Source organism: Anaerocolumna jejuensis DSM 15929, from assembly GCF_900142215.1.
Lineage (GTDB): Bacteria > Bacillota > Clostridia > Lachnospirales > Lachnospiraceae > Anaerocolumna > Anaerocolumna jejuensis.
The window spans coordinates 320,831-347,024 of sequence record NZ_FRAC01000010.1 but is presented as its reverse complement, the minus strand read 5'-3'; the positions used below and the strand labels follow the sequence as shown (position 1 = coordinate 347,024).

General features: G+C 41.6%; 23 protein-coding genes and 1 riboswitch. Of the genes, 7 read left to right on the top strand and 16 right to left on the bottom strand.

Annotated features, from left to right (window positions below):
- The 5 genes from BUB77_RS11125 to BUB77_RS11105 form a co-directional block, all read right to left on the bottom strand.
- On the bottom strand, positions 1-410 hold a 410-nt coding region (locus BUB77_RS11125; protein WP_170866636.1), incomplete at its 3' end, for a sugar-binding domain-containing protein.
- A 55-nt stretch (positions 411-465) separates the two neighbouring features.
- Positions 466-1,308, bottom strand: a complete 843-nt coding sequence (locus BUB77_RS11120; RefSeq protein ID WP_073275840.1) for a carbohydrate ABC transporter permease — start codon at positions 1,306-1,308, stop codon at positions 466-468.
- Between the two features lie 68 nt (positions 1,309-1,376).
- Positions 1,377-2,222: a carbohydrate ABC transporter permease gene (locus BUB77_RS11115; RefSeq protein WP_084124116.1), complete on the bottom strand. Its 846-nt coding sequence runs from the start codon at positions 2,220-2,222 to the stop codon at positions 1,377-1,379.
- 365 nt (positions 2,223-2,587) lie between these two features.
- Complete coding sequence (locus BUB77_RS11110) at positions 2,588-3,928, bottom strand: ABC transporter substrate-binding protein (RefSeq protein WP_073275767.1); 1,341 nt, start codon at positions 3,926-3,928, stop codon at positions 2,588-2,590.
- Positions 3,929-4,043: 115 nt separating this feature from the next.
- Entirely contained in the window at positions 4,044-5,153 is a 1,110-nt protein-coding gene (locus BUB77_RS11105; RefSeq protein ID WP_073275765.1) for a glycoside hydrolase family 88/105 protein, read from the bottom strand.
- A gap of 210 nt (positions 5,154-5,363) precedes the next feature.
- On the opposite strand from BUB77_RS11105, the gene BUB77_RS11095 reads away from it, so the two are divergent.
- Together BUB77_RS11095 and BUB77_RS11090 are read left to right on the top strand one after the other, a co-directional pair.
- Positions 5,364-7,112: a sensor histidine kinase gene (locus tag BUB77_RS11095; RefSeq protein WP_073275761.1), complete on the top strand. Its 1,749-nt coding sequence runs from the start codon at positions 5,364-5,366 to the stop codon at positions 7,110-7,112.
- Between the two features lie 44 nt (positions 7,113-7,156).
- Positions 7,157-8,671 carry a response regulator transcription factor gene (locus BUB77_RS11090; protein WP_073275759.1) on the top strand — a complete coding sequence of 505 codons (1,515 nt, stop codon included), beginning with the start codon at positions 7,157-7,159 and terminating at the stop codon, positions 8,669-8,671.
- Positions 8,672-8,836: 165 nt separating this feature from the next.
- Here the strand turns inward: BUB77_RS11090 and BUB77_RS11085 are convergent, their stop codons facing one another.
- Positions 8,837-9,289, bottom strand: coding sequence for a hypothetical protein (locus BUB77_RS11085; protein WP_073275757.1), 453 nt, complete (start codon positions 9,287-9,289; stop codon positions 8,837-8,839).
- Between the two features lie 457 nt (positions 9,290-9,746).
- On the opposite strand from BUB77_RS11085, the gene upp reads away from it, so the two are divergent.
- Positions 9,747-10,376 carry a uracil phosphoribosyltransferase gene (gene upp, locus BUB77_RS11080; protein ID WP_073275755.1) on the top strand — a complete coding sequence of 210 codons (630 nt, stop codon included), beginning with the start codon at positions 9,747-9,749 and terminating at the stop codon, positions 10,374-10,376.
- Between the two features lie 84 nt (positions 10,377-10,460).
- Here upp and BUB77_RS11075 read toward each other — a convergent pair whose 3' ends face one another.
- A complete protein-coding gene (locus BUB77_RS11075) occupies positions 10,461-11,522 on the bottom strand; it encodes an aldose epimerase family protein (RefSeq protein WP_073275753.1) in 1,062 nt (353 codons plus the stop codon).
- Positions 11,523-11,659: 137 nt separating this feature from the next.
- A riboswitch (cobalamin riboswitch) is annotated at positions 11,660-11,875 on the top strand.
- 125 nt (positions 11,876-12,000) lie between these two features.
- On the opposite strand from BUB77_RS11075, the gene BUB77_RS11070 reads away from it, so the two are divergent.
- Together BUB77_RS11070 and BUB77_RS11065 are read left to right on the top strand one after the other, a co-directional pair.
- Positions 12,001-12,405: a DUF4430 domain-containing protein gene (locus tag BUB77_RS11070; protein ID WP_084124130.1), complete on the top strand. Its 405-nt coding sequence runs from the start codon at positions 12,001-12,003 to the stop codon at positions 12,403-12,405.
- 1 nt (position 12,406) lies between these two features.
- On the top strand, positions 12,407-12,949 hold the full coding sequence (locus BUB77_RS11065) for a hypothetical protein (protein WP_073275751.1): 543 nt from the start codon (positions 12,407-12,409) through the stop codon (positions 12,947-12,949).
- 216 nt (positions 12,950-13,165) lie between these two features.
- On the opposite strand, the gene BUB77_RS11060 is transcribed toward BUB77_RS11065, so the two are convergent.
- Positions 13,166-14,740 (bottom strand): ASKHA domain-containing protein, encoded by a 1,575-nt coding sequence (locus tag BUB77_RS11060; protein ID WP_170866635.1) that lies wholly within the window; start codon positions 14,738-14,740, stop codon positions 13,166-13,168.
- Between the two features lie 313 nt (positions 14,741-15,053).
- Positions 15,054-15,254, bottom strand: a complete 201-nt coding sequence (locus BUB77_RS11055; protein WP_033165096.1) for a cold-shock protein — start codon at positions 15,252-15,254, stop codon at positions 15,054-15,056.
- 349 nt (positions 15,255-15,603) lie between these two features.
- On the opposite strand from BUB77_RS11055, the gene BUB77_RS11050 reads away from it, so the two are divergent.
- Entirely contained in the window at positions 15,604-16,014 is a 411-nt protein-coding gene (locus tag BUB77_RS11050; protein WP_073275747.1) for a transcriptional regulator, read from the top strand.
- Between the two features lie 30 nt (positions 16,015-16,044).
- Entirely contained in the window at positions 16,045-16,311 is a 267-nt protein-coding gene (locus BUB77_RS11045) for a DUF1294 domain-containing protein (protein WP_073275745.1), read from the top strand.
- Positions 16,312-16,499: 188 nt separating this feature from the next.
- Here the strand turns inward: BUB77_RS11045 and aspS are convergent, their stop codons facing one another.
- The 7 genes from aspS to BUB77_RS11010 all read right to left on the bottom strand — a co-directional run bounded on the left by aspS (position 16,500) and on the right by BUB77_RS11010 (position 25,980).
- Positions 16,500-18,287, bottom strand: a complete 1,788-nt coding sequence (gene aspS / locus BUB77_RS11040; RefSeq protein ID WP_073275743.1) for an aspartate--tRNA ligase — start codon at positions 18,285-18,287, stop codon at positions 16,500-16,502.
- Positions 18,288-18,334: 47 nt separating this feature from the next.
- Positions 18,335-18,640 carry a Dabb family protein gene (locus BUB77_RS11035; RefSeq protein WP_073275741.1) on the bottom strand — a complete coding sequence of 102 codons (306 nt, stop codon included), beginning with the start codon at positions 18,638-18,640 and terminating at the stop codon, positions 18,335-18,337.
- Between the two features lie 119 nt (positions 18,641-18,759).
- On the bottom strand, positions 18,760-20,139 hold the full coding sequence (locus BUB77_RS11030; protein WP_073275739.1) for an aminopeptidase: 1,380 nt from the start codon (positions 20,137-20,139) through the stop codon (positions 18,760-18,762).
- A 613-nt stretch (positions 20,140-20,752) separates the two neighbouring features.
- Positions 20,753-21,409, bottom strand: coding sequence for an HD-GYP domain-containing protein (locus BUB77_RS11025; RefSeq protein ID WP_242962462.1), 657 nt, complete (start codon positions 21,407-21,409; stop codon positions 20,753-20,755).
- 18 nt (positions 21,410-21,427) lie between these two features.
- On the bottom strand, positions 21,428-22,921 hold the full coding sequence (gene hemZ, locus BUB77_RS11020; protein WP_073275737.1) for a coproporphyrinogen dehydrogenase HemZ: 1,494 nt from the start codon (positions 22,919-22,921) through the stop codon (positions 21,428-21,430).
- Positions 22,918-23,550: an MBL fold metallo-hydrolase gene (locus tag BUB77_RS11015; protein WP_073275735.1), complete on the bottom strand. Its 633-nt coding sequence runs from the start codon at positions 23,548-23,550 to the stop codon at positions 22,918-22,920. The genes hemZ and BUB77_RS11015 overlap by 4 nt, the downstream gene beginning before the upstream one ends.
- A gap of 126 nt (positions 23,551-23,676) precedes the next feature.
- Complete coding sequence (locus tag BUB77_RS11010) at positions 23,677-25,980, bottom strand: RelA/SpoT family protein (RefSeq protein WP_073275733.1); 2,304 nt, start codon at positions 25,978-25,980, stop codon at positions 23,677-23,679.
- Between the last annotated feature and the right edge of the window lie 214 nt (positions 25,981-26,194).

The following is a 26,194-nucleotide window of genomic DNA, read 5'->3' as shown; positions in this document are numbered from 1 at the left end:
ATCTCCAAATCAGTATAATCGTCCCATACCTGCACCCGTATCACATTTTCCTCCTGATACCGGACACAGGCTGTAATATCTGTAAAAAAGCCGGTCTGTCCGCCGGTATGTTCTGTAACCGGAATGTCATTGACCCATATCCTGCAGAAATAATCCACCGCACCAAAATGAAGTACTATCTGTTTATTGAGCATTGCTTCCGGTAACGTAAAGCTTCGCCGGTACCAGACTTCCTTGTGCATTTCTGTTTCATTAATTCCTGATAGCTTTGTCTCATAGGCAAAGGGGACTGTAATTTTACGGTCATAGGCTTCCCGGTCAAAGGAAAAATCCCAGGTGCCATTTAGAGAAAGCCAAGAATCCCGGATAAAATTTGGCCTTGGATATTCATTTCTAGGTATATTATTCATAGGTTCCTCCTGTTAATCTGCGCTGTCCGAGATTGCTATTACACCGGCCCTTCTATCAGCCCTTCAGTCCTTCTGTGCTGATTCCTTCCACTAAATATTTCTGGCAAAAGATAAATATCAACATAATCGGCAGAATGGAAAGTGTCGCCATGGCAAACATGGCACCCCAGTCAGATTGTGCCGAGGGATCCGAGAACATTTTAAGAGCCAGTGATACCGTATAATTGCTTGGATTATTCAGGTAAAGAAGCGAAGCAAGAAAATCGTCCCATTTCCACATAAATGCAAAAATAGCTGAAGTAATCAGTGCCGGCACAATCAAAGGCATTATCACCCTTGCAAATATTCCATAAAAGGAGCATCCATCGATTTTAGCCGCCTCATCCAAATCCTTCGGAATTCCGTATATGAACTGCATAATCAGGAAGATAAAAAATCCACCGCCGAAATATGACGGTACAACCAGGGGTAAAATAGTGCCAATCCACCCTGCCCGGTTAAAAATGATGTATTGCGGAATCATGATGATCTGGAAAGGCAGCATCATGGTAAGCAGCATAAAAACAAACCAGATTTTTCTTCCCTTAAACCGCAGCCTTGACAGTCCATAGGCAATACAGGCGGAAGAAAAAACAGAGCCTGCCGTCGAAAGCAAGGAAATGGTAAAAGAATTTTTAAAGAAGACCGAAAAACGGATACCTCCAAATCCTTTCCAGCCGGTGGAGTAATTAGACGGAAAAAACTCTTTCGGAAACAAAGACCCGGCATTGGCAAAGATTTCATTACTGGGCTTAAAGGAGCTCATTACCATCCACAGCAGCGGATAAATCATAATAAATCCCAATACCACAGCCACTACATGAAAAAGTATGTGCCTTATTTTTTTTGTATTTCGCATATTTAACCAAGCCTTTCTCACAGCCTGCAAACTTTGAGCCGCAGGCACAAATTTGCGTCTGGCTGTATTTATTCCTCCTCTGAAGCACGGTATACCCAGCTGCCGGAGGACCGGAAAATCAGAACTGTAAGCAACGCTACTACAATCAGCATAAACCACGCCATAGCAGAGCCATAACCCATTTCCGAATACTGAAAGGAACGCTGATACATATAAACCGTATAGAACAGTGTCGAGTTCAAAGGTTTTCCTCCGGTAATAACATAACTCTGGGTAAATGCCATAAACGCATTGATGGTCTGCTGCACCAGATTAAAAAATATAACCGGAGTAAGCATGGGAAGGGTAATTTTAAAGAACTGCTTCATTCTCGAGCATCCGTCTACTCTGGATGCTTCATATAGGGTTACCGGTATTTGCTTTAGTCCTGCCAGAAATACCAGCATGGAAGAACCAAACTGCCAGACCGACAGTATAATCAGTGTCCAGATTGCAGTCCTGGTTCCGCTGAGCCATCCGATATCACTGGCTATGCCAAACTGCTGCAGCACACTGTTAATTACGCCGTCAGAAGCAAACATACGCCTCCACAGAACCGCAACCGCAACACTGCCTCCCATAATGGAAGGAAGATAATAAACCGCCCGGTAAACGGAAGTCGCTCTGCTGGTCCTTTGAAACAACATGGCAATCATAAGAGCCATGATCAGTTTTAACGGGACAGATACAATCGCATAAAAAAAAGTAACACCAAAGCTTTTCCAGAAAGTCGGATCCTGTGTAAACATTCTGATATAGTTATCCAGTCCGGAAAACTTTGGTGTGGAAAGAATATCATAATTGGTAAAGGAAAGTGCAAATGAGGCAATAATGGGAATCAGGGTAAAGGCAAACAGACCGATGATAAACGGCATGATAAAAACATACCCCGCTACCTGTTCTTTTTGTAAAAAAGTTATAATTCGCTTTTGGTTTTTAATCGGAATCCCTCCTCTCTAAAATTTTTATCACCAGGTTATTTCAAAATCCTGTTATCTAATCTATATACCATATAATTAATATAATTATAGAGAGGAATCTGGCTATAATAACAACCATGCCCCCCTGCACGCCGCAAGTTTGGGCCGAGGATTTCACACTAACAACAATGCCCTCCCAACGCGCCGCAAGATTGAGCCGAGGATTTCGCAGGCACTAGTGTGAAAATTGCTTTTTAATTTTCACACTAGTCCCTGAAATCAGAAACGAGTATTAATTATATGGTATATTCTTACTTATTTTACTGTCCCTTTTTAGCAAGAATCTCATTAGCTTCTTTCATAAATCTTGCCGCAGCGTCCTCCGGAGTCGATTCACGGTAGCGAACCGAATCCGTCAGGTCACCCAAAAGGGTAATAACTTCATTGGAACCGGCAGGATACGGAGGATCAATGGGAGTTGCAACTTTCGTTACCTTGGCAATATAATCAAACTGCTGTTTCTGGACTTCATCCAGGGAAGGTTCCATATATTTAGCCATTTTAGAGGAAATAGGCACTCCGCGTTCCGCTTTTAAATTATCCTGAGCCGTCTCTGAATTCGTAAAATAATTAATTACATCCACTGCCGTTTCCTTATTTTTTGATGCTTCCGTCACACACCAGAACATGGACGGCCTTAAGTACATACTTTCCTTAGCCGCATCGTCGGTTTTGGGATACATTGCAATGTCTATCTTATCCTTATTGGCACTTCTGATTGCTGAAATCTGATTGGACCCCGGAAATGTGATCCAGGATTTTCCGGTTGCCATAGGACTTCCTTCCACACCGGCTGTGGAGGCTTCCTGTAAAACATCTATGGTAAGACCCCAGTCACTGTTGATTTCTTCATCAATATCCTTAAAATATTGAAGCGCTGTCTCTTTACTAATGCCAAGCTTGCCGTTCTTGCTGTCAAACAGGACTTCCCCTTTATCCCTTGCCATCATCTGTACGGCCCATTCACTGGCGGGCATATCCGTGGATACACCTAACTTTTCTTTGATTTTCTTGGCCAGCTCTTTGATCTCACTGTAAGTAGGATGCTCTGATATCGTAAGTCCTGCCTTCTTTAGCATATCCGCATTATAGACCGAGCTTACAGCGTTTACTCCGGCAACCACGGCATACAAAGAACCATTCATTTTACCTGCCTCCAGAACACTGTCATTAACATCTGCTACCTTCAGTGCGCCGGAACTTACATAGCTGTCCAGATTAGCAAGCTGTTCCTTTTCCTGATATTGTGCCACATAGGCATAGTCCTGCTGAATGATATCCGGCAGGTTATCGGAGGCTGCCTGGGTAGCCATCTTATCCCAGTAACCGCTCCAATCCGAAAATTCGGTTTCAAAAGTTACATTCGGATGTTCCTTCGTATAAGCATCCAGTGCAGCTAACGTGGTATCATTGCGGACCTGATTGCCCCACCAAGCAATCCTGATCTTTTGGGTTTCATCCTCCGCCTTGGAGCTGTTACCTGCAATCGCACCACTTTGTGTCTTCTCACTTTTCCCGCAGGCACTAAAGCTGCCAATTACCAGTACTGAAACGAGAAGCAGGGCTGCCCCCCGTCTGAAAATAGTTCTGCTTTTTACCATAACCAATCCTCCTCTGATAAAATAAGGGATGAGCACAATGGCTTTACCCGGTTAAAATATTAATCTATTATTGAAAAATACAATAATAATCCTGTTTAAAAATCACCTGAACCCTTTACTCCAATGCCTCGCAAAGTGCCACCAAAGCCAAGGATTGTCCATATGCCATAGGAGCGATCATAATATTTTTATAATGTCCTTTATCCATTCCGATTCCGGTTCCGGCGGACACATTGAATACGGTGCCGTCACTGCCGATGTTTCTGCATATTGCTTCTATTGCCCTATCGGCTTTTATTTTGCAGGAGGCATCAAGAATTCCAAGCTTTATTCCTTTTAACATACCGGTAGCTATAGCTGCCGAACCGGATACTTCTTCGTAGCTCTCTTTGTCATCCAGAACCGTATGCCAAAGCCCGCTATCCCCTTGTAAAGCCATCAGACTGTTAACCTGTGCTTTGAACGTATCTTCCAGATACCTCTTTAAACCTGCGTCCATATCTCCGTGAAAGGCCTCAATAAAATCTACAATACCAAAAGTAAACCAGGAGTTTCCACGGCACCAGAATACTTCCCCGAAATTATTATTTTCTTTAAAGGTCCAGCCATGATAGAATAAACCGGCTTTTTTATCGTACAGATATTTAATATGTAACAGTACCTGATGGATCGATTCTTCAATCCAGTCTTTCCGGTTATATTTATGCCCCATTTTATTTAAGAAGAGCACCGCCATAAACAGCGTGTCAATCCATAACTGTTCTTCATGCCGTGCAGAGGCATTCCGGTTACCAATGGAACTGGTAACATGCTCAAAGCCATTTTCTTTTGTTTTAGGCAATTCATTCATTAGCCATTCTGCCCTTTCCATACAAAGAGCTTCATAATCTGCATTTTGAAATTTGTCCAAAAGATCTACTAAAGTAAGAAAAGGCGCCGTTGTATTAATATTAGCAGAGGGAAGCCCTTTTTTTATGTTAGCTTCAAACCAATTCTTAAAAAAATCCATGTACTGATCCTGCCCCTGTAGAAGCTGCAGTTTATTAAGGCCATACAATCCAACTCCCTGAGGCCAGTCCCATTCTTCAATGCCGAAATCACGTGCGACAAGACCGGTCTTTCTGGCATTTTCCGATGTTGTTTTATCACTGTCATAATCAGCGCCGCCCAGATTCATTAATTTCTCAACTAGGAGATTGATCTTTTCCTGTAATTCATTTGCCATTTAATCTGATATTCCTTTCTTTCCCATTTTCCATATGGATAAATCCCATCGGTTTACCTTTACAAAGATACCGTAAAAATACATAAAAAGAAATAAAAAAAACTTTGTTTTATGTTCAAAAAAACGACCTGTTATAAAAAAAGACTTTACCCAGTTATGAATAATTAATATACTGTTTTTAAATATGCAAACTGCTGAAAGGATAAACACATGAAGATAAGTTCCCCCTTTTTGAGTTTCAGAAATCTCCCTTTAAAATATAAATTGATTTTTATTACCCTTCTGGTCTCTCTGGTCATAAGCTGGGAATCCATTACGGGTTTACAGCATGTTATAAATAATTCCAATAAACTGATCTATGAACAGACTGCCAACTCCATGGGATATCTCTCCAAGGAAATAGCAAATGCCCTGGATACCGCAGAGAGTATCTCATTATCCATTTCCGTGAACCAGACCCTTCAGAAAAATATTTATATTTTAAATAACTCCTCTTATCTGAATATCCGTTCTGCTGCACAAAAGGAAATTCTCAAAGTCATATATACCAACTTTAATGCGGATGTAATTGCTACCTCTGTTCTGCCCGAAGCCAGTGACAGAATTGTCTGGGGGCAGAATTCTTCTCCTGAAAGCCCGGAAATAATAGCTGCCGCTAAGAAACTTGCACGGGAGAAAAACGGTTCCCCGGGGTGGCTGTCATCCGGAAGAAAGGACGGAAGTATATTATGTGTGCGCCAGATAAATCGAATCAAGGCTCTCTCACTGGAGCCCCTGGGTATTGTAATGATCCGGGTCAATTTAAACCGCATTGTTCGTGAAACTGCCAGAAGGGTTATGGGAACCCCTTCCTATACCATTAACATCCATGACGGTAATGTCCTGCTCTACCCCTCCGAACTGGTTGAATCGATTGCTGTTTTCCCGCCGCCTTTAGAAAATGAAACCAATACCTACTCCATCCAGAAATTTGCAGATAACAGGTACTTTGTGACCCGGATACCAATTGTGACCTCGTCCGTAAACTGGTCCCTCACCCTGGGCGTTCCCTATGATGATCTGTTTTATTCCGTAAAGGAAGCAAAAACGACCTATATTATCCGCATTATTACAGCCTTAATCCTTACTGTTTTTCTATCAGGGCTGTTATTCCGGGAAATTTCGGTGCAATTTAACTATTTACTGGAAAAAATGCGGCGGGTACGTTCCGGTAATCTGGAACCCTATCCATTTCCGAAAAAAAATCAACAGGATGAACTTGGCCAATTGAATCAATATTTTGATCAGATGACAGCTGATTTCAAAAAAGTAATCGATGATAATTATGTAAAAGAGCTTCTCCTGACCCAGACACAGCTAAAATCACTGGAACAGCAGATTAATCCGCATTTTCTTTACAATTCCCTGGATACGATTCATTGGTTTGCCAACCGCAGCGGGGAAAAAAATATATCCGTCATTGTTCAGGCCTTAGGAAATCTTTTGCGCAGCAGTCTTTCGGATAAACAGGATTTGATTCCTCTGGAAGAGGAGATAAAGGTTCTGGAAAATTACCTGCTGATTCAAAAGATACGCTTTCCTGATACCTTATCTGTTTCATTGGAAATTCCGGAAGAAACTCTGGCTTTTTTAATACCGAAGATGTCCATTCAACCATTGGTCGAAAACGCTGTAATCTATGGACTGGATGAAAATATTGATGGCTGCCATATTATAATCCGTGCAGAATTAAGGCAGGATTTCCTGCATGTAGAAGTGGAAAATAACGGTTCGGAAATAAATGAAGACATACTGGAGCTATTAAAAGAGCAGAAGGTAGCCGCCAAAAGAAACGGAGTAGGACTTACTAACATTGACAGCCGGATAAAGCTGCTATTTGATGCTTCCTATGGTCTGCAGTTTAAGAACGGCAAAAACTCTGTAACCGTATTCTTTGATATTCCTGCCAGAACGGAGTAAAGAAAAAAATAGGACAAAATACAATTTGAGAGGAAAGAAACCTTATGTTTACCATGATTGTTGCAGATGATGAAAAAGTCATCAGAGAATCCATAGTTGAATGTATTGACTGGGAATCCATTGATGTTAAAATAGTCGCCAGCTGTAGTAACGGCGTGGAGGTGATGGACACCATTATGGACGAGTCTCCCGATATTGTATTGACTGATATTAAAATGCCGGGCTTCACCGGCTTGGAACTTATTGAGAAAATAAGCAAAATGGATCCGGATGTGGAATTTATTATCCTGTCCGGCTATAAAGAATTTGACTTCGCCAAACAGGCCCTGCAGCTAGGTGTCAGATGTTATCTGTTAAAGCCCGCAGGTGAAGAGCAATTAATAACGGCAGTAGAAAATGCCAAAAGTAATTTTTTGCGTAAAAAAAACCACAGCTCCCTGGAAAGGGAACAGAAACGCCTCAGTGAACAGGCCGAAGAATATCACAGACAGCTTCTTTTGTATGATATCTTTGTTTCCGCTGTAAATCCTCTGGAAGCCTCTCATTACATAGATGTTAAAAATAAATCCGGCTACTTAATCGCTTATTTTACTTTTGTTGAAGAAAACTTCTTAATACCCTTTGCAGATGCCGTCTATGGGCTTTTGAAAAAGGCAGATGCCGAACCTATCATTGATTTTTTATATGTAAGTCATTCCATGGCGGTAATTTTAAAGGATAGCAGCGGACTTTCCGACAAGCTGCGACGCTTTAGTGAGACTGCATGGTTCACCGGCCAGACAATACGAATCACCTTTACCGGTAAGTTCTATGAATCCTTATCGGAAGGGTTAGGGCAGCTCACCTCCAATCTTATGAGGTATCCTAAAATTTACAGTATTAACCGACTTTTACACGTAAGAGAATTATACAATGCGTGCTTGTCCTTTGAAAAGATACAATATCTTACCGACCAATTACTGAATTTGATGGACAGAACAAAGGAAGAAGAAAAGATAAAAAGGCTTTTGAAAAACTTCTTTATGCCTATTGAGGATATGGAGCTTCTCCATAATTATGGAATTCATCTCCTGTCCCAGTTAATACGCAAATTGCCGGAAACTTTGTTTCATAAATCAGTGTACTACGATTTACTGGAGAAATTATCGGTATGTGATGATATCAAGACATACCGTGAAATCCTTACAGAACAGATTTTACTGCTGCTTTCGGACAGCAGAGATAAGAACTCCATTGTGTCCCAGGTGAAGCACTATGTGGAAGAAAACCTTTCCGACCCTGATATATCCCTTAAAAAAATAGCCCGGGAACAAATTCATATGAATGTGGATTATCTGAGCAGAATATTCGCAAAAGTGAACGGAGAAAAATTCTCCCATTATCTGAACCGCAGGAGAATTGAGACTGCCAAAGTCCTTCTTTTAAAGCAGGATACTGCCGTTGCTTTTGTTGCTGATAAAGTCGGCTGCGGAAATAATCCCAGATATTTCAGCCAGATATTTAAAAAATACACCGGCTATACTCCTTCGGCGTTTGTGGAACAATTTTCGGGAAAATAAAGAAATAAATTGGGCTAAGTATTTAAAGCAGCTTCAAATTCCAATAATTTCTGCTAATGCTCCTTAGCCCATACTTTTTATATGATACTTGCTTTTATCGGCATTAGAGGCACGGTAATCCTCATTATAGATTCATTATCCGGATTAAAGGTGCATGATATTATTTTACCGCGTCTCCTTCTTCTCCGGCAGCAGTAACTTATCCAGGACATTTTTATAGATTAAAACAATCTGGGCATCGATATAGCAATATTTATTAATAATATATTCATAGGTTTTCTGAAGAAGGATGAGGCTGATCAGAATGATTCCGGCAGCCGTTACGATAGGATGCAGTCCAAGGGTAACCAGGTACAGGACAGCCGCCAGTACGTAAACCACAAATATAATATAGGTTTTTATGATACGGACTGCTATCACCAGAGATTCATTTAACCGGGTCTGCATGTTCTTAATATCTCCTTTGTCCCTTCTTTCCACTCTCCTGTAGATATCCTGATATATCTCATCACTGTCAAAAAATTTCTCCTGCAGGCTTCTTTGACAGACATAAAAATACTTATAGTAGATATTTTCTCCGAATTCTCTGCTGATTAATTTACGAAATACGCTGGCCACTAATAACTTCCTCTCCCTGATAAAAGTTTCACTCCTAGAATAGTATCTGTAAGTTCCCTGATTGTAGCCTTGGTAAATTCTGAAAATCCCCAGAAATAAACAAGTCCAAATATTCACAAATTGTTCATAAAACATCCATACAATAATCATATATGTCCGATATAATACAATCATAGCAATTAAATAACAGCAAATTACAAGAAATAAATTTTTAAATTGTTTTACTTAAAAACGCTAACAAGATAATTTTTTTCATAAAACTAAGCCTGGTAGTAACCCTCCCCCCTCTACCGGGCTTCTCCTCTGTCTATTTCAATGCTTCTTTATTCTAATTTCCAGCTATAAAATATAAATTTCTACTTTTCTTAAGCCTCTTTATTTGATATAATGGCAGGTAGAGCAAACAAGGCCCTACTCCTGGACAACCTTGTAAATATAAAATTTTGGAGGCAGAATTATGTCTAAAGTTGTTGTTATGGACCACCCGTTGATTAAGCATAAAATTGGTATCATGAGGCGGAAAAATACTTCTACGAAGGAATTTCGAGATCTGGTATCGGAAGTTGCAATGCTAATCTGCTATGAAGCCACCAGAGAGCTTCCTTTAACGGATATAGAAATAGAAACTCCCCTCGTAAAAACAATTGCCCAAGAAATCGAAGGCAAGAAACTCTGTATCGTTCCTATCTTAAGAGCCGGTCTTCATATGGCTGACGGTATCTTAAATCTTATTCCCAATGCAAAAGTAGGTCACATTGGCCTCTACCGCAATGAAGAAACCTTAGAACCTGTTGAGTATTTCTGCAAACTCCCTGTTGATGCCAGTGAAAGAGAAATCTTTGTTGTAGACCCTATGTTAGCTACCGGCGGCTCCGCATCTGCAGCTATTACTCTTTTAAAGGAAAAAGGAATATCCAAAATCCACTTCCTATGCCTGATTGCCGCTCCCGAAGGTGTAAAGCGCCTGTCACAGGCTCACCCTGATGTGGATATCTTTATCGGTTCCCTTGATGAACGCCTCAACGAACATGGTTATATCCTTCCCGGTCTCGGAGATGCCGGCGACAGAATATACGGTACGAAATAATTATATACAGCATAATAAAAAAAAGTGCTTATACCTTTTGCTTTCTGCAAAGAATAAGCACTTTTTTCATTCTTTTCTTATAACTTATTTTTTCAGTCCGAATTTATACACTGTTACATAATCATATTCATTACCGGCCTTTAAAAAGCAGGAAGGAAATTCAGGCTTATGGCAGGAATCCGGGAAAAACTGTGTTTCAAAACATACGCCTGCACGTTTTCCATAGACGAAGTTCTTCTTTCCTTCTTCCTTTCCCTCGATAAAGTTTCCGGTATAAAGCTGCAGACCCGGCAGGTTCGTAAAGACTTCCATTAATCTGCCGCTCTCATCGCTGACAAGCTCTGCCACCTTCTCAACCTCCGTGCCGCTGATACTTAACACGTAGTTATGGTCATAGCCTCCTGCCTGCTTAAGAGGCTCATAATCTGCCTCAATATCCTCTCCGATAGTCTTCAATTTACGAAAATCCATAGGAGTGCCTTCCACACTTCTTATCTCTCCTGTCGGAATTAACTGTGCATCCGTAGGAGTAAAGCTGTCAGCCTTCAGCTGAACCTTATGGCTTAAAATAGAACCGGAAGCATGTCCGTTCAGGTTAAAATAAGAATGGTTTGTCAGGTTGCAGATGGTATCCCTGTCAGAAACCGCCATATATTCAATAACCAGCTCATTATCATCTGTTAAAGTGTAAGTTACACTGATATCCAGATTTCCCGGCAGACCCTGTTCCATGTGGGGACTTAATCTGGAAAATTCCACGGAATCCGCATCCTCTTCCTCAAAGGTTTCTGTTTCATACATAAACTTGTTGTAGCTCTTGGAACCGCTGTGAAGGTTGTTCTCTCCGTCATTTTTCTCAAGAGTATAGGTTTTTTCATTAATCACGACGGATGCACCGCCAATACGGTTAGCATTACGTCCGATAAAGGAACCATATCCCGGACTGTTGCTTTCATATCCGCTCACATTTTCATAGCCAAGTACCACATCGTCATATTTACCGTCCTTGTCCGGGACGATAATATTTACAATATTGGCACCATAATTTGTCAGGCTGACTGACATTCCCTTTTTGTTGATCAATGTATAAAGAGTGGCTTCTTCTCCCTCAGAAGTCCTGCCAAAAGAATGTTTTTTAATGCTCATAATGCTTCTCCTTCTGTTCTTTTATACCTATAAGAATAATCTATCTGTCTAAAAAGTTCAAGCATATCTTTTACAGTTTACCAAGGAAAAGTTAAATATGGGTAATTGACAGGCTTCTTTGCCAATGATATACTTTATAAGTCTTAAAGATAGTAAGTGGTCACAATCTGATCGTTGTGACATAATAGGGAAACAGGTCAAATTCCTGTGCGGTCCCGCCGCTGTATATGAGGAGTCTGCTATTCTCGTAAAACTGTCCGCAGTTTTACAATCACTGGGTTTATCGGCCTGGGAAGATTTGTAGCAGATGTGGATTCATGAGCCAGAATACCTGCTTATTATCCGTACCACCTAAGTTCCACGGAGGATGGAAGAAAAGGTACTTTTTTGTGCTGCTCTTCTCTCCCTTTATCATGTAAAGGGATTTTTTTGTGCTCTTATTTTGGAACAGAATACATTTATGAAAGAGGAGAATTCTATGGGAAACAAAAAAACCATGAAAAAATCGATTATCGGCGTTATTATTTTTGTAGTAGTAATTGCCGCCATGGCTGTTTTATACAATGTCTTTAAGCCGGACACTGCCGAAGGCTCAAAGCATATTGTTGCGGAAGTCGTTCTGGGGGATGGAACCAGCAAAGCCTTCGATATCAATACGGATGCCGAGTACTTGAGGCAGGCTTTGGAAGAGAAGAAATTAATCTCCGGAGATGAGACCGAGACTGGCTTATTTGTAAAGGTCGTTAACGGTGTTACCGCTAATGATGACAAAAAAGAATGGTGGTGCTTTACCAAAGGCGGCGAAGCTGTCAATACAGGAGTTGATACCACTCCCATCGCTGACGGAGACCACTTTGAAATCACGCTGACAACCGGCTATTAATATGCACACCAACGTCAAAAATATTACCCTGATCGGCTTGCTAAGCTCCATACTCTTTGCCCTGCAATATATTTTGCAGGGTATTCCCAATATTGAGCTGGTATCCCTTCTGATTCTGGTATATACCTGTGTGCTTAAGAAAAAAACTCTCTTTATTATTGCAGTATTTGTCCTGCTGGAAGGGGTTTTTTACGGCTTTGGAATCTGGTTTATCGGTTATTTGTACGTATGGTTTCTTCTTTATCTGATAGGAAGGCTCCTGTGCCGAAAAAACAATCCTGCCGATTTACCCTCCCTTACCTGGGCTCTGGTTTCAGGGGCCTTCGGCTTAAGCTTTGGTGCGCTGTTTGCACTGATAAACTTTTTTATAGGTTTTGTAAGCGGCGGTATAAGCGGCGGATTAAGCAGCGCCTTTGCCTATTGGGTTAGCGGCATTGTCTTTGACCTGATTCACGGTATCAGTAATTTTTTTGTAGCCCTCTTCCTGTTCAAACCTGCTTATAAGGTATTAAATACCCTTATGAAGAGCTACGAACGCAATTAATGGACATGCTTTCAGTATCCATGCCAATCATAGGATTGCTGTTAGAAGTATATCGCTGATTGATGTATTGTCAGAACCTTTGTCATGTAATAAAAGCAGATTAACAAATCAGAATAAATACAGAAAAAAGTTCCATCGCTTTCCTTAAGGCACTGTCTTAAAAAACAATGCGGGAAGAAAAGTGATGGAACTTTATATATATTCAAAATCCAGCGGCTACCTTAGCGGAAATGACATTGCCTTGATAAACTCCTCTTCAAAGGATGGCTGCAGAGCCAGTTCTATATGCTCTGCCCTTTGGCTTACCTCTTCCGCTTCTTCCAGGGACATTTCCTCCAGAAGAACCTTTGCACCGCCGGTTATTACACCATTTCCGATATATTCGACCCTATCTTCCCCAACAGAGGGCAGCAGACCCACTTCAATCGCCTTTTTTACAGAAAGTTTTCCACCGAAATTACCTGCGAGGTATATTTTATCCAGATTCTCAGCCTGTAAACCTGCCTTTTCCAGCAGTATGGCTGTTCCTGCCCTTATGGCCCCCAGTGCCAGCTGGAATTCCCTGATATCCTTTTGGGTAATGGAAACCTCCCTGCCCTTCTTTTCCCATAGCCGGTAAAGGTTTTCTTCTCCGGCCCTTCCAAGAAGTCTTCCGGTTTCATCAATCTTACCGTTGCGGTAAAGCTCGCAGATACAGTCAATAAGCCCTGAACCGCATATGCCCGTCGGAGAGGCTTCTTTGTTTTCTTCTCCGATAAAATGCACTGTCAGCCGTCCCTCACGGTATTCAGCCGAGGTTATGGCTCCCTCCTCCGCTCTCATGCCGCAGGAAATATTCCCTCCTTCGAAGGCAGGCCCTGCTGCCGCTGAACAGGTTATGAGCCTGTTTCCGTCACAGAGAACAAGCTCTCCGTTGGTACCGATATCCATAAGAAGTACTTTCTTTTGTTCTTTATAAAGCTCTGTACTTAAGATACAGGCCAGGGCATCTCCACCTACATGGCCGCTGATACCGGGCAGTACATAGACATGTCCTCCCGGATGCATGGTAAGTCCCGCTTCCCCCGGATTCAACCGGATACCGCTATAGGTTCCACTCTGAAAGGGAGCCCTGGCAAGGTCTTTTAAGGAACGGCCGAGCAAGAGGTTCGTCATGGTCGTATTCCCTGCCATTACCACCTTATCTATCTGAAAGGATGATATTCCCTGCCCTGCGGCAAGCTCCTTTATAAGAGTATTGGCAGCATCCTTTACCAGCTTTTGAAGCTTTTGCGCATTCCTGTCATCCTCAAGAGCAAAGGTAATGCGGGATACCACATCCCCTCCATACATTCTCTGGGGATTTGACATCCCTTTGCTTTGTAACAGCACCTTCTGCTGCCTGTCATAAAGGGCAGCTTCTATGTTGGTGGTTCCAATATCCATTGCCACCCCATAGGAAGCCCCTTTCAATGTATCCGGCACAGGCAGGTTCTTCCCCGAAGCTACAGTAGTACCGGCATTTACCCTTTCTAATATTACACAGGAATCCTCCTTTGGATAAAAGCAGCAGGCCAGCCTTATTCCTCTGGCCTTTTCTTCCTCTGTCAGAAACTGTTCCTCCTCTGCCAGGAACCTTCTGTCATTTCCTTTGCTTACAAGGACCTTGCATTTACCGCAGGTTTTTCTTCCGTTACATACTCCGCCCGTATCAATTCCTGAATTTTGAGCCATTTCCTGCAGGCTTATTCCCTGCTCCGCCTGGACTTTTTTATTTAATGGCAGAAAAGTTATTATCATCATTACACCCATGCATACCGCAGACATCCTTGCGGCATTCCTAAATAAGTAGTGAAAACTAATTAGAACTAAAAATAAATTAAGAAGTAAAAACAAATTAAGTTGTAAAAGCAAATTAAGAAGTAAAACCAAATTAAGAAGTAAAACCAAATTAAGAAGTAAAACCAAATTAAGTTGTAAAATTTTTTACAAAAAAAGGTTATCCCGAAGGATAACCTTTAAATCAATCTCGTTTAATACAATATAGCTATTTTCTGTATAAAAAATTAAAAATTAGATTCTTAAAATTTATATATCAAGAAAAAGGTACACTGAAACTTGATGATTATAATTTTGTTACGTTGGTTGCCTGAGGTCCCTTAGCTCCCTGAACTACATCAAAAGCAACTTCTTGTCCTTCTTCTAAAGACTTGAAGCCATCCATGTTAAGTCCTGAGTAGTGTACGAATACATCGTTACCCTGCTCGTCGGAAATGAAACCAAAACCTTTTTGATTGTTAAACCATTTAACTGTACCTTTGTTCATGTTAATTCCTCCAAATAAAATAATCTACATTTATAGTTCATTGCATCTTCTGCAACAAATTCATCATAACACTTTATTAAGGTTATGTCAAACATTTTTTTGGAAATTTCTATATGGTTTCTCGTTAAACTTACCAATAAAGTTTAAATTGAGATAATAATGGAATTGTTATATAATTTAACAGTATCATAACACATTTTTTTAAGCTATGATAAAACAAATATTGGGAGATAAAGAGGAGAAAATCATACGATTTGACTTAATTAGATAGGTTACATGATTCCGGTAAATAATCCTGCAGTACTGTTACACTGATTCTTAATAAATACGCATTAAAAGGGAGTTAACTATGCCAGAATTATTACTTAAGGACAAATTAAAGGAATTAAGGACCTCTAGGCACTATACCCAGACAAAAGTAGCAGAGTACCTGAATATGACACGGCAAGGGTATGCACACTATGAGGCTGGAATACGCACTCCCGATTACAGAACATTATTGAAACTGTCCAAGCTGTATAACGTTGATATAGAGGTTTTTATTAACTCAACTACGGTGCCTATGTACGATGAATATTTTCATGAGGATACAAATTACCTTAATAATACCGCAAAGGAGCAACCGCCGCAATATAAACCCCGGATAATACAGCTTACACCGGATGAAAAACGGCTTTTCGCCCTTTTTCGCAGACTTAACGATTGTGAAAAAAAGCAGTTATTGGCTTTTCTGGAGAAGAAAATCAATAAGAAAAAATAAGTAAGCCACAGTAAGGAGGTTTGAATTAAATTGGATTATTATTTACTGCTTATCTATTTCATACTTGTAAACACCTTTTCTTTTCTGCTTATGGGAATTGACAAATACAAGGCTAGAAAAAATAAATGGAGAATAAAAGAGAGTACACTTTTTCTTTCATCTGTAATCGGAGGCAGCCTTGGTTCACTCCTTGGAATGTTCTTTTTCCGTCACAAAACCAAACACAAAAAGTTTTTATTGGGTATGCCCTGCATATTACTAATACATATATGCTTATTGCTGTATTGGTTTCACTGACAAGCTACCATTTTTAAGCAACTGTTTTCCTATTAAGCCAGACAAAAAGAAGCTCCATGTCCATACTGCATGAAGCTTCTTATTTTTTCTGTCAGCACATAGCTGACTAACTGTAAAACATGCATCCCGCATATCTGCCTGCGGTACTGCTTAAATAGTAAGTTTAAAAATGCAGCGCATTGTTCAAATTATTCCTTAACTGTAATGCCAATTCCCAATTCAGTCAGCTGCTTAGCATCCACCACATTCGGAGCTTCTGTCATAAGGCAGGAGGCATCCTTCACCTTGGGGAAGGCGATTACATCACGGATACTGTCCTCCTTAGCCATCAGCATAATAAGGCGGTCCAGTCCATAAGCAAGACCAGCATGAGGGGGAACACCGTACTTAAAGGCATTTAAGAGGAAGCCGAAACGCTCATAGGCTTCTTCCCTGGTAAAGCCAAGTACTTCAAACATCTTTTCCTGGACATTGTTCTGATATATTCTCACACTGCCGCCGCCGATTTCTGTACCGTTCAGTACGATATCATAGGCTTTGGCACGTACCTTTTCAGGGTGGGAATCAAGAAGCTCCAAATCCTCCTCCATAGGCATGGTAAATGGATGGTGCTTTGCCGTAAATCTTCCTTCTTCCTTGGAATATTCCAGAAGAGGAAATTCCGTTACCCATAAGAATTTGTATACATCCTTATTCAGGAGGTCAAGGCCTCTTGCCAGCTCTAAACGTAAATTTCCAAGTACGTCAAATACAACATCGTCCTCATCTGCCGCAAAGAATAAAAGGTCTCCGGGCTTAGCCTGCATTTTTTCCGTAAGTGCCTTCAATTCCTCTTCCGTCATGAACTTGGCAAAGGAAGACTTATAGGTACCGTCCCCATTGATGCTAAGATATGCCAGGCCCTTTGCACCAAAGTCCTTTGCAAACTGAACCAGGGCATCTATTTTCTTTCTTGGCATCTCTCCCTGGCCTTCCGCATTGATACCTCTTACGGAACCGCCCTTATTAATAGCATCGGTAAACACGGAAAAACCGCATGACCTTACCGTATCCGATACGTCCTTTAACTCCATGCCAAAACGGATGTCCGGCTTATCGGAGCCGAATCTTTCCATAGCTTCCTTATAGGTCATCCTCTGAATGGGCAGCGGAACCTCAATACCGATGGTCTCCTTGAACATTCTCTGCAGAAGCCTTTCGTTTACTCCGATTACATCGTCCACATCCACAAAAGAAAGCTCCATGTCAATCTGTGTGAATTCCGGCTGGCGGTCCGCACGCAAATCTTCATCCCGGAAGCATTTTACAATCTGAAAATACCTGTCATAGCCGGAGCACATCAACAGCTGCTTGAATAACTGGGGTGACTGGGGCAGAGCATAGAAATTACCGGGATGTACACGGCTGGGTACCAGATAATCTCTGGCGCCTTCCGGTGTGCTCTTTGTGAGCATGGGAGTTTCGATTTCCAGGAAACCTTCTTCGGAAAGGAACTGCCTTGTAAGGGTAGCCACCTTACTTCTCATAATAAGGTTCTTCTGAAGATCCGGTCTTCTAAGGTCAAGATAACGGTATTTTAAACGCAGCTCTTCCTTTGTCTTACTGTTTTCCTCAACGGGGAAAGGAGGAGTATCCGCTTCTGAAAGTATCCGAAGGCTTTCAGCCCTTACTTCAAGCTCACCGGTCTCCAGATTTTCATTGATTCCGCCGGAACGAAGCTCAACCTTTCCTTCCACTGCAATTACGAATTCACTTCTCAGCTTTTCTGCTTTTGCAAAATCCTCCCGGCCTGTATCCCCTTCTTCAAATATAATCTGAAGAAGCCCGGAACGGTCCCTTAGATCGACGAATATGATACCGCCTTTATTTCTGCTTTTTTGTACCCATCCCATAACCGTTACTTTTTCACCGGTCATAGCCTTTGTTACCTCGGTACATCTGTGGCTTCTGTGCAAGCCCTTCATCGACTCTGCCATGATATCCTCCTGATATTCCTTACTTTAATTGCTATACAAATATTTTTTTACTCTTCGTAATCCACACAGATACGGCTGCCTACAATACTGCGTACAAAGGATGCCGCTTTTATATGCTCCTCATGATTCTGGTAAAAGTCCAGAGCTTCCTCACTGATAAAGGTACTGTCCAGCATCAAATCGCAGTTACCGCTTCCGGTAGGCAATGTCTTTGTTATTACTTTTAAGGACAGTATACCGGGTATTATTTCCTTTAAGGCTTCCAGCTTTTTCTTTGCTTCTCCGCCCAGCTTGTTTCTCTCTTCCTCTGTCAGCTCTTCTTTATACTTCCATAAAACAAGATGTCTTACCAAGTGCAAGCTCCTTTCTTTCTGCTTTCCTGCCGTTTTGCAGTGCAGCCATAAGCCAGTTGAATACTTCTGTAGTTACAGGATTTCTGCCGCCTTTCAAAAAGGGGCAGAAATTTTTAATTTTACATATCCTTTAAGAAAGCAATATAGCCCTTGTAGGTCTCATAAATGTCGACCTTGCTGGTGATTTCCCAGGGAGCATGCATATTGAGAACTGCAACACCGCTGTCTATTACTTCCATATTATAGTTAGCCATAATATAAGCAATGGTCCCGCCGCCGCCTTCATCTACCTTGCCAAGCTCCGCTGTCTGGAAGGACACCTTATTATCTTCCATTATCTTACGAAGCTTTGCCATAAATTCCGGATTGGCATCATTGGAGCTGGATTTTCCTCTGGAGCCGGTATATTTGTTAAATACCATTCCCTGACCGAAATAAGCAGCATTTTTCTTCTCCATTACCGCAGGGTAATTGGGATCAAAGGCAGCACTTACATCAGAGGAGAGCATATGTGAATTGGACATGGCACGTCTGACCTTTAATTCAGAATACTCACCGGTCAGGGCTGTCATCTCGGCAACCGTATTCTCAAAAAACTTAGAGTGCATACCGGAGGCTCCGACACTTCCGATTTCTTCCTTATCGACCAGGATGCAGGCACAGGTTCTGTCCGTCTCTTTTACGTCAAGAGTAGCCAGCAAGGAGGTATAGGAGCATACTCTGTCGTCCTGTCCGTAGCCCATTACCATACTCTTATCAAGACCGTAATCCCTTGCCTGTCCGGCAGGAACGATTTCTAATTCCGCAGAAAGGAAGTCATCCTCTTCGATATCGTATTTATCCTTTAATATCTTATTTATATTGGCTTTTACGGCATCTTTTTCTTCTCCCTTTAAAGGAATGCTGCCAACCAATATGTTTAAGTCCTCGCCTTCGACTACCTTGGCACCTTTCTTCTCAAGCTGTGCCCCTGATAAATGTATTAAGAGGTCTGTTACGCCGATAACCGGATCCTCCCTGTCTTCACCGATTACGATATTTAAAATGGTTCCATCCTTCTTCACCACTACACCGTGAATAGCCAAAGGAAGTGTGACCCACTGGTACTTCTTTATTCCGCCGTAATAATGGGTATCCAGTAAAGCAAGCTCCGTATCTTCATACAAAGGAACCTGTTTTAAGTCCATTCTGGGAGAATCAATGTGGGCTCCAAGAATCTTTAAGCCTTCCTCCAAAGGGCGGCTTCCGATTACAAAAAGGGCGATTGCCTTATCCATATTGGATATGTACACCTTATCCCCTGCCTTTAATTTTTTTCCCGTCCGGATATATTCCTTTAAATCCTGAAAGCCTTCTTCCTTTGCCAGCTTAATGCTCTCTCTGACACATTCCCTTTCTGTCTTACAGTTGGTGATAAAATCCTTATAACCTTCACTAAAAGCAGCAATGTCCGATAACTGCCCGTCTTCATATTTTAACCATGCATTCTTGTTAGTCATTTATTTTCCTTTCTATATTCAATTATTTTTTATTCAATCTATCCGTGGTTCATTATAATGCTTTTATGCCGAAATTTCAACCGCACAGACCCTTTAAACTCAGACAGCCGCTTTCATTTATAAATGCCTGCGTTATGAATCTGGTTTATTTTAAATTACTCGTTATATTTAAAATTTCAATTTAATCAGTATCACAAGCAGGCTCGTGATATGTATATGGATTAGATTAAAAATGCGTTGCATTTTTAATCTTTCTATTTAAGCAGTATCACAAGCAAGCTTGTGATATGCATGGGAATTAGCATCTCACGGCAAACGCATAAGACCAAATAATGGATATGCACAGATGACCAAGGAGGTTGTTTTGGAGATTTGTCTCAAGAGGTTCCTTATTCCACTTAAGGGGCAGGAAACGTGACTAGGTAAAGCAGTGCCACTGTTTGAGCTTGATAGCTGACACAGCCAAATTTGTTACAGCGAGTTTGGCACTGATCTACCTGCCAGTTACGTTTTCTGCCCCTTTAGTGGAATAAGGGTTCTCGCGTAACAAAACTCCAAAACAACCTCCTTGGTCATCGTCCGCTTTCATAAACTTATCATGCGTTTACCATGATTAGTATGTCCCATCATGGAGGATATTTTTCCAGCTGAAATTCTTTTTATTAATCTGTCTGGCATATCTGTCGATTTCTTTAAAGCTATCGGTATAAACGATACTTAAGAAATGAAGGAACAGCTTCATATCGAAATTCTTTACTTCTTCAATCATAAGCTGAATTGCCGCCTCCTTGTGATAGGAGCAGCGGTACCTTCTGTCGGATATCAAGGCTGCATAGACATCACAAATCCTCAGTATCCTTGCTCCCAGGGGAATCTGGTGTCCTTTCAGATTACCTGGATATCCGGAACCGTCATAATTTTCATGATGGTAGAGCACTGAATTTAGTACTTCTTCACTATAACCATATTTACGAAGGATATCGTACCCAATATCCGAATGCATACGGATATATTTCATTTCTTCTACGATCAGGGTATTTCTGTTACTGCCATACAGGTATTTTCCAAGCCTTAGCTTTCCGATATCATGTATAAATCCCGCATTTTTCATAGTATAGCAGAAATTTTCATCACAGCCTGCCTCCTGGGCCAGCAAATAAGCTATCTTACTTACCAGTATACCATGGTCAATGGCCTCCTCCAGATCATCCGTCAAAATATTACTAAGCTCCACATCTTCTTCTGCCATTACTTCTCGGGCTGATTCCAAAACAGACGCCTCCTTTCTCTAAAGCAGATGTTCATTTTCTGCCAAAAAGCTTTTCTTTCTCTCAATCATTTCATCGACTCTCTCCAGATAATCCTTAAGGCTTTTTACATTCTCCACCCGCTCGATACGGTTCTGATCGTGAAATACGAATTTTGACTGTGCCCCTGCTCCAAGAGCTACAATCGTCTGCTTTTCTTCCATTATGAGAATATTATAAAGGCCTTCCTTTCCCATTCTGGCATAGCCGGTATTCTCCAGGTTTCCCGCCATATTCTTCTGTCGGTAGAGGTAATAAGGCCGGTAACCTTCCTTCTGTGCAAAGTCCGCCGCCAGCCATGCCATTTTGGAAGCTTCTGCAAAGTCCGCTGTCTCATATTCCTCTTTTTTTACATTCAGCCTGGAAGCTCTTTTTAGAGCAAGAGTATGAACGGTAAGGCTTTCCGGATTCAATTTCCTGATTTCCTCAAGCGTGTATTCCACGTCTTCTTTTCTTTCTCCCGGAAGCCCGATTATAATATCCATGTTGATATTGTCATGGCCTGTTTTTCTTGCAAGGGCAAAGGCTTCCTCTATCTGCCTGACAGTATGCCTTCTGCCGATTAAATCCAGGGTCCTTTGCCGCATGGTCTGGGGGTTTATGGATATCCTGCCTACCCCATGGGCCTTTAACAGCTTCAGCTTTTCCTCCGTGATACTGTCCGGCCTTCCGGCTTCTACGGTGTATTCCATTGCTGCCGAAGGGTTCAAATAGTCATCAATACAAGAAAGCAGCCTGTTTAGCTGTCCTTCACTTAAGGTCGTTGGCGTTCCTCCTCCAATATAAAGGGAGGTAAGTTTTTTATTCTTAAGTACCGTTGAGGCATACTGTATTTCTTTCATCAAAGCGTCCAGATACCCTTCCACCAGCTTCCCGTATTTTTCAATGGAAAAGGAAGTGAAGGAGCAGTACAGGCAGGTACTTGGACAAAAGGGAATTCCAATATAGATGCTGTAGCCATTTTGATAGTCCATATCCTTTAACAGTTCATTTTCTCTTCCTGCAACGGTAAGGCTTAATTCCGCCTTCTTTTCAGAACAGTAATATTCCTCTGTCATGTACCGGTAAATATCTTCCTTTGCTTCTCCTGCCTCAAGCTTTTCCAGCAGGATTTTCGTGGGTCTTATTCCTGTCAGGGTCCCCCAGGGAAGCTCTTTTCCCGTCAGACTGTTCAAACAGCGGTACACCATTCTCTTTAAATGATTTCTGATTATCTTTTTTCTGGCAAGGATATCCCTTTCCTCTTCTGCCTCTTTTACTCTAACTTCCTCTTTGTACAACTGTCTCTCTTCCGTTTCGGCCAGAACACAAAGAGAAGAATCCACAGTATCCACGGTAATGGTAACGGATTCTTTTATAATAGCATTATCTGTATTTTGTCTTATAACCTTTACTTCTTCTTCCGGGTAAAAGGCTTTTACCAGAGGATAGACATCGTTCTCATAATCATCCCCATTTAATTTTATCTGAATCACCCTTGCCTCCTAAAATAAGGATTATTTTCTTTCTCATGGCCAATGGTTGTCATCATGCCGTGTCCCGGGTAGACCCTGGTATCCTCCGGCAGAGGAAGAAGCCTTTCCTCTATGCTTGCCAGGATGACCGTATCGCTTCCCGTAGGCAAATCAGTTCTGCCCACTGAGTTGCAAAATAAGGTGTCCCCTGAAAAGAGGGCCTTTTCCTCCGGTATATAATAGCAGACACTGCCTGCGGTATGTCCGGGTGTGTGGATAACCTCTATGGAAAAACCGGCGAGATTCAGTATATCCTTATCCTTCAGTACTCTGTCCCTTTTTGCGGCAATATCCCGGTTCAGCAGAAATGAGCCGTTTAAGTCAGGGTCTTCCATCAATTCCGCATCCGTCTCATGAATATAATACGGGATGGAATAAGTACTTCCCACCTCTTCCACTGCCATAATATGGTCAAAATGCCCATGGGTCAGTAGAATCGCCACAGGCATTAGCTGTTCCCCCGAGAGCTTTTCTATAATACGGTCCGCTCTGTCGGCAGGGTCTATAATAATTGTTTCCTTTGTCTCTTTATTAATCAGAAAATAGCAATTCGTACTTACAGGACCCAGTACAAGATTCTTTAACTCCATTGGTAACCTCCTTCATTTCCATATAAGCCGATTTCTAAATTTTTTTCTCTCCCAAGTGTTAAAGACTGGAATTCATGTCATTTTTATACCGGGAAGAAGCCAAAAAGGTATAATTCAGCTTATAAATCAGCCTGTGGTACGCTCAATGTCAAGTACACTTTCGATACTTCTGAGCTTACCTACAATATAGCGGAGCTGCTCCACACCATTAATTTCAAAGCCCACGCTTATGGTAGCAGTTCCCTGTTTACTGGTTCTTACAGTCATAGAGGTTACGTCAATCTTATTTTCCGTCAGTATCTTTGATACATCCACCAACACACCGTTGCGGTTATTGGCATAAATCTTAATTTCAGCGGCATAGAGCTCTCCCTGGGCTTTCCCCTGGGGCACATTCCATTCCGCTTCAATCAGCCTCGCCCTGTCTTCTTCAGACAGGTTCATCAGGTTCACGCAATCTGTCCGGTGAATAGACACGCCTCTTCCTCTTGTAACAAATCCAACAATTTCATCTCCCGGTACAGGGCTGCAGCATTTTGAAAAGCGTACCGCCACATCATGAATGCCTTCTACCACTATGCCGCTTTTATATTTCTTGACATCCGGCTTATTTTCCTTCACTTCCGTTATGGAATCTAAAACCTTATCATCGGTGATTTCTTTTTTATGCTTCTTATCAAATTCATCCTTCAGCTTGTTGATGACCTGGCCTTCCTTCAGTCCGCCGTGTCCAACTGCCGCATAGATGGAATCCCAGTCCCTGAAGCCATACTTTGACAAAACCTTGCTCATATATTCCGACTTCATCAAATCACTTAAGACAATCCCTTTGGTTTTGCAATAGGAAACAATCATCTCTTTTCCTTTTACAATGTTATCTTCCTTTAATTCCGTCTTAAACCATTGGTTGATCTTATTCTTCGCCTGGGTGCTCTTAACCAGGGAAATCCAGTCCCTGCTGGGTCCCTTGGAGTTCTGGGAGGTTATAATCTCAATTCTGTCTCCGTTTTGGATAACATAATCAATGTTGACTAATTTTCCGTTGACCCTTGCGCCCACCATCTTATTGCCGACTGCACTGTGAATACTGTAGGCAAAATCAATCGGGGTGGAGCCATTGGGAAGATTCTTAACATCACCGGTAGGGGTAAAGCAGTATACACTTTCAGAAAACAAATCCAGATCGCTTTTAAGAAGGCTTAAGAATTCCTTATTATCAGACATATCCCGCTGCCATTCAAGAATCTGCCTCAACCAGGTAAGCTTTGCTTCCTCCGTGTCCTGACTGTTCTTGCCATCCTGGCCTTCCTTGTATTTCCAGTGTGCAGCAATACCGTATTCCGCGGTGCGGTGCATCTCATAGGTTCTTATCTGTATCTCAAAGGGCTGGCCTCCCGGGCCAATAAGGGTGGTATGAAGGGATTGGTACATATTGGGCTTCGGCATGGCAATATAGTCTTTAAATCTGCCGGGTATGGGCTTATACATCTCATGGATGACACCCAGTGCCGCATAGCAGTCTTTTACGGATTCCACAACAATCCGCACGGCAAACAAGTCAAATATCTGGTCAAGGGTTTTATGCTGGTTCACCATTTTCTTATAAATACTAAAGAAATGCTTTACCCTGCCATCTATTTTTGCTTCGATTTCAGCCTGCTTTATATGAAAACGGACTTCTTCCACGATCTGATTGATAATTTCTTCTCTTTCGCCTTTTTTGGAGTTTATCTTCTCCGTTAAATCCTTATAGATTTCCGGCTCCAGATATTTTAAGGACAGATCATCCAGCTCTATCTTAATCTTCGATATACCAAGACGCTGTGCAATGGGAGCATAGATATCCATTGTCTCTCTGGCTTTTTCCTTTTGCTTTACGGGGGTCTGGTACTGCATGGTACGCATATTGTGCAGCCTGTCGGCAAGCTTTATCAGGATGACCCGGATATCCTTTGCCATGGCAAGGAACATCTTGCGCAGATTTTCGGCCTGAATTTCCACCTTGTCTTTGGAATAACTTAATTGAGTCAGCTTTGTTACACCGTCTACAAGTAACGCTATCTCTTCATTGAATTCCTTTGCCAGTTCCTCGACCGTGCAGACAGTGTCTTCCACCACATCATGCAGCAGCCCTGCCACTATGGTTTCCTTATCCAGTTCCAGCTCCGCCAGAATGATGGCCACACAAAGAGGGTGTATGATATAGGGCTCGCCGGATTTTCTCATTTGATTCTGATGGGCCTTTGCTGCAACATGGTATGCCTTTTCAATCACGGAAATATCTGCGGAAGGATGATAGCTTTCCACGATTTTTATCAGCTGACCGTACAACTCATCGGGACTTGTAAAATCAGCAGGAATAATTGACTCAGTATTCTTTTTTTTATATAAATCTTCATCCATCAATTTATTATTCGCATTATCTTCCATGAAATCACCACCAGTTCTTAAATTATCTCTTAATTATAAACAAATAACGAAAAAAAATCAATTCCTTTATTATTTTGGCATATTCTGTCGGTCAAGATTGACCTCTGCCCTTATTTTTCTTAACCCTTATGCAGGGAAATCCTAATAAAACAATAACTCTGCCCTATGGCCTATTGGGCGTGATTTCCAAAATCTAAAAAAGGACCTCTGCAAA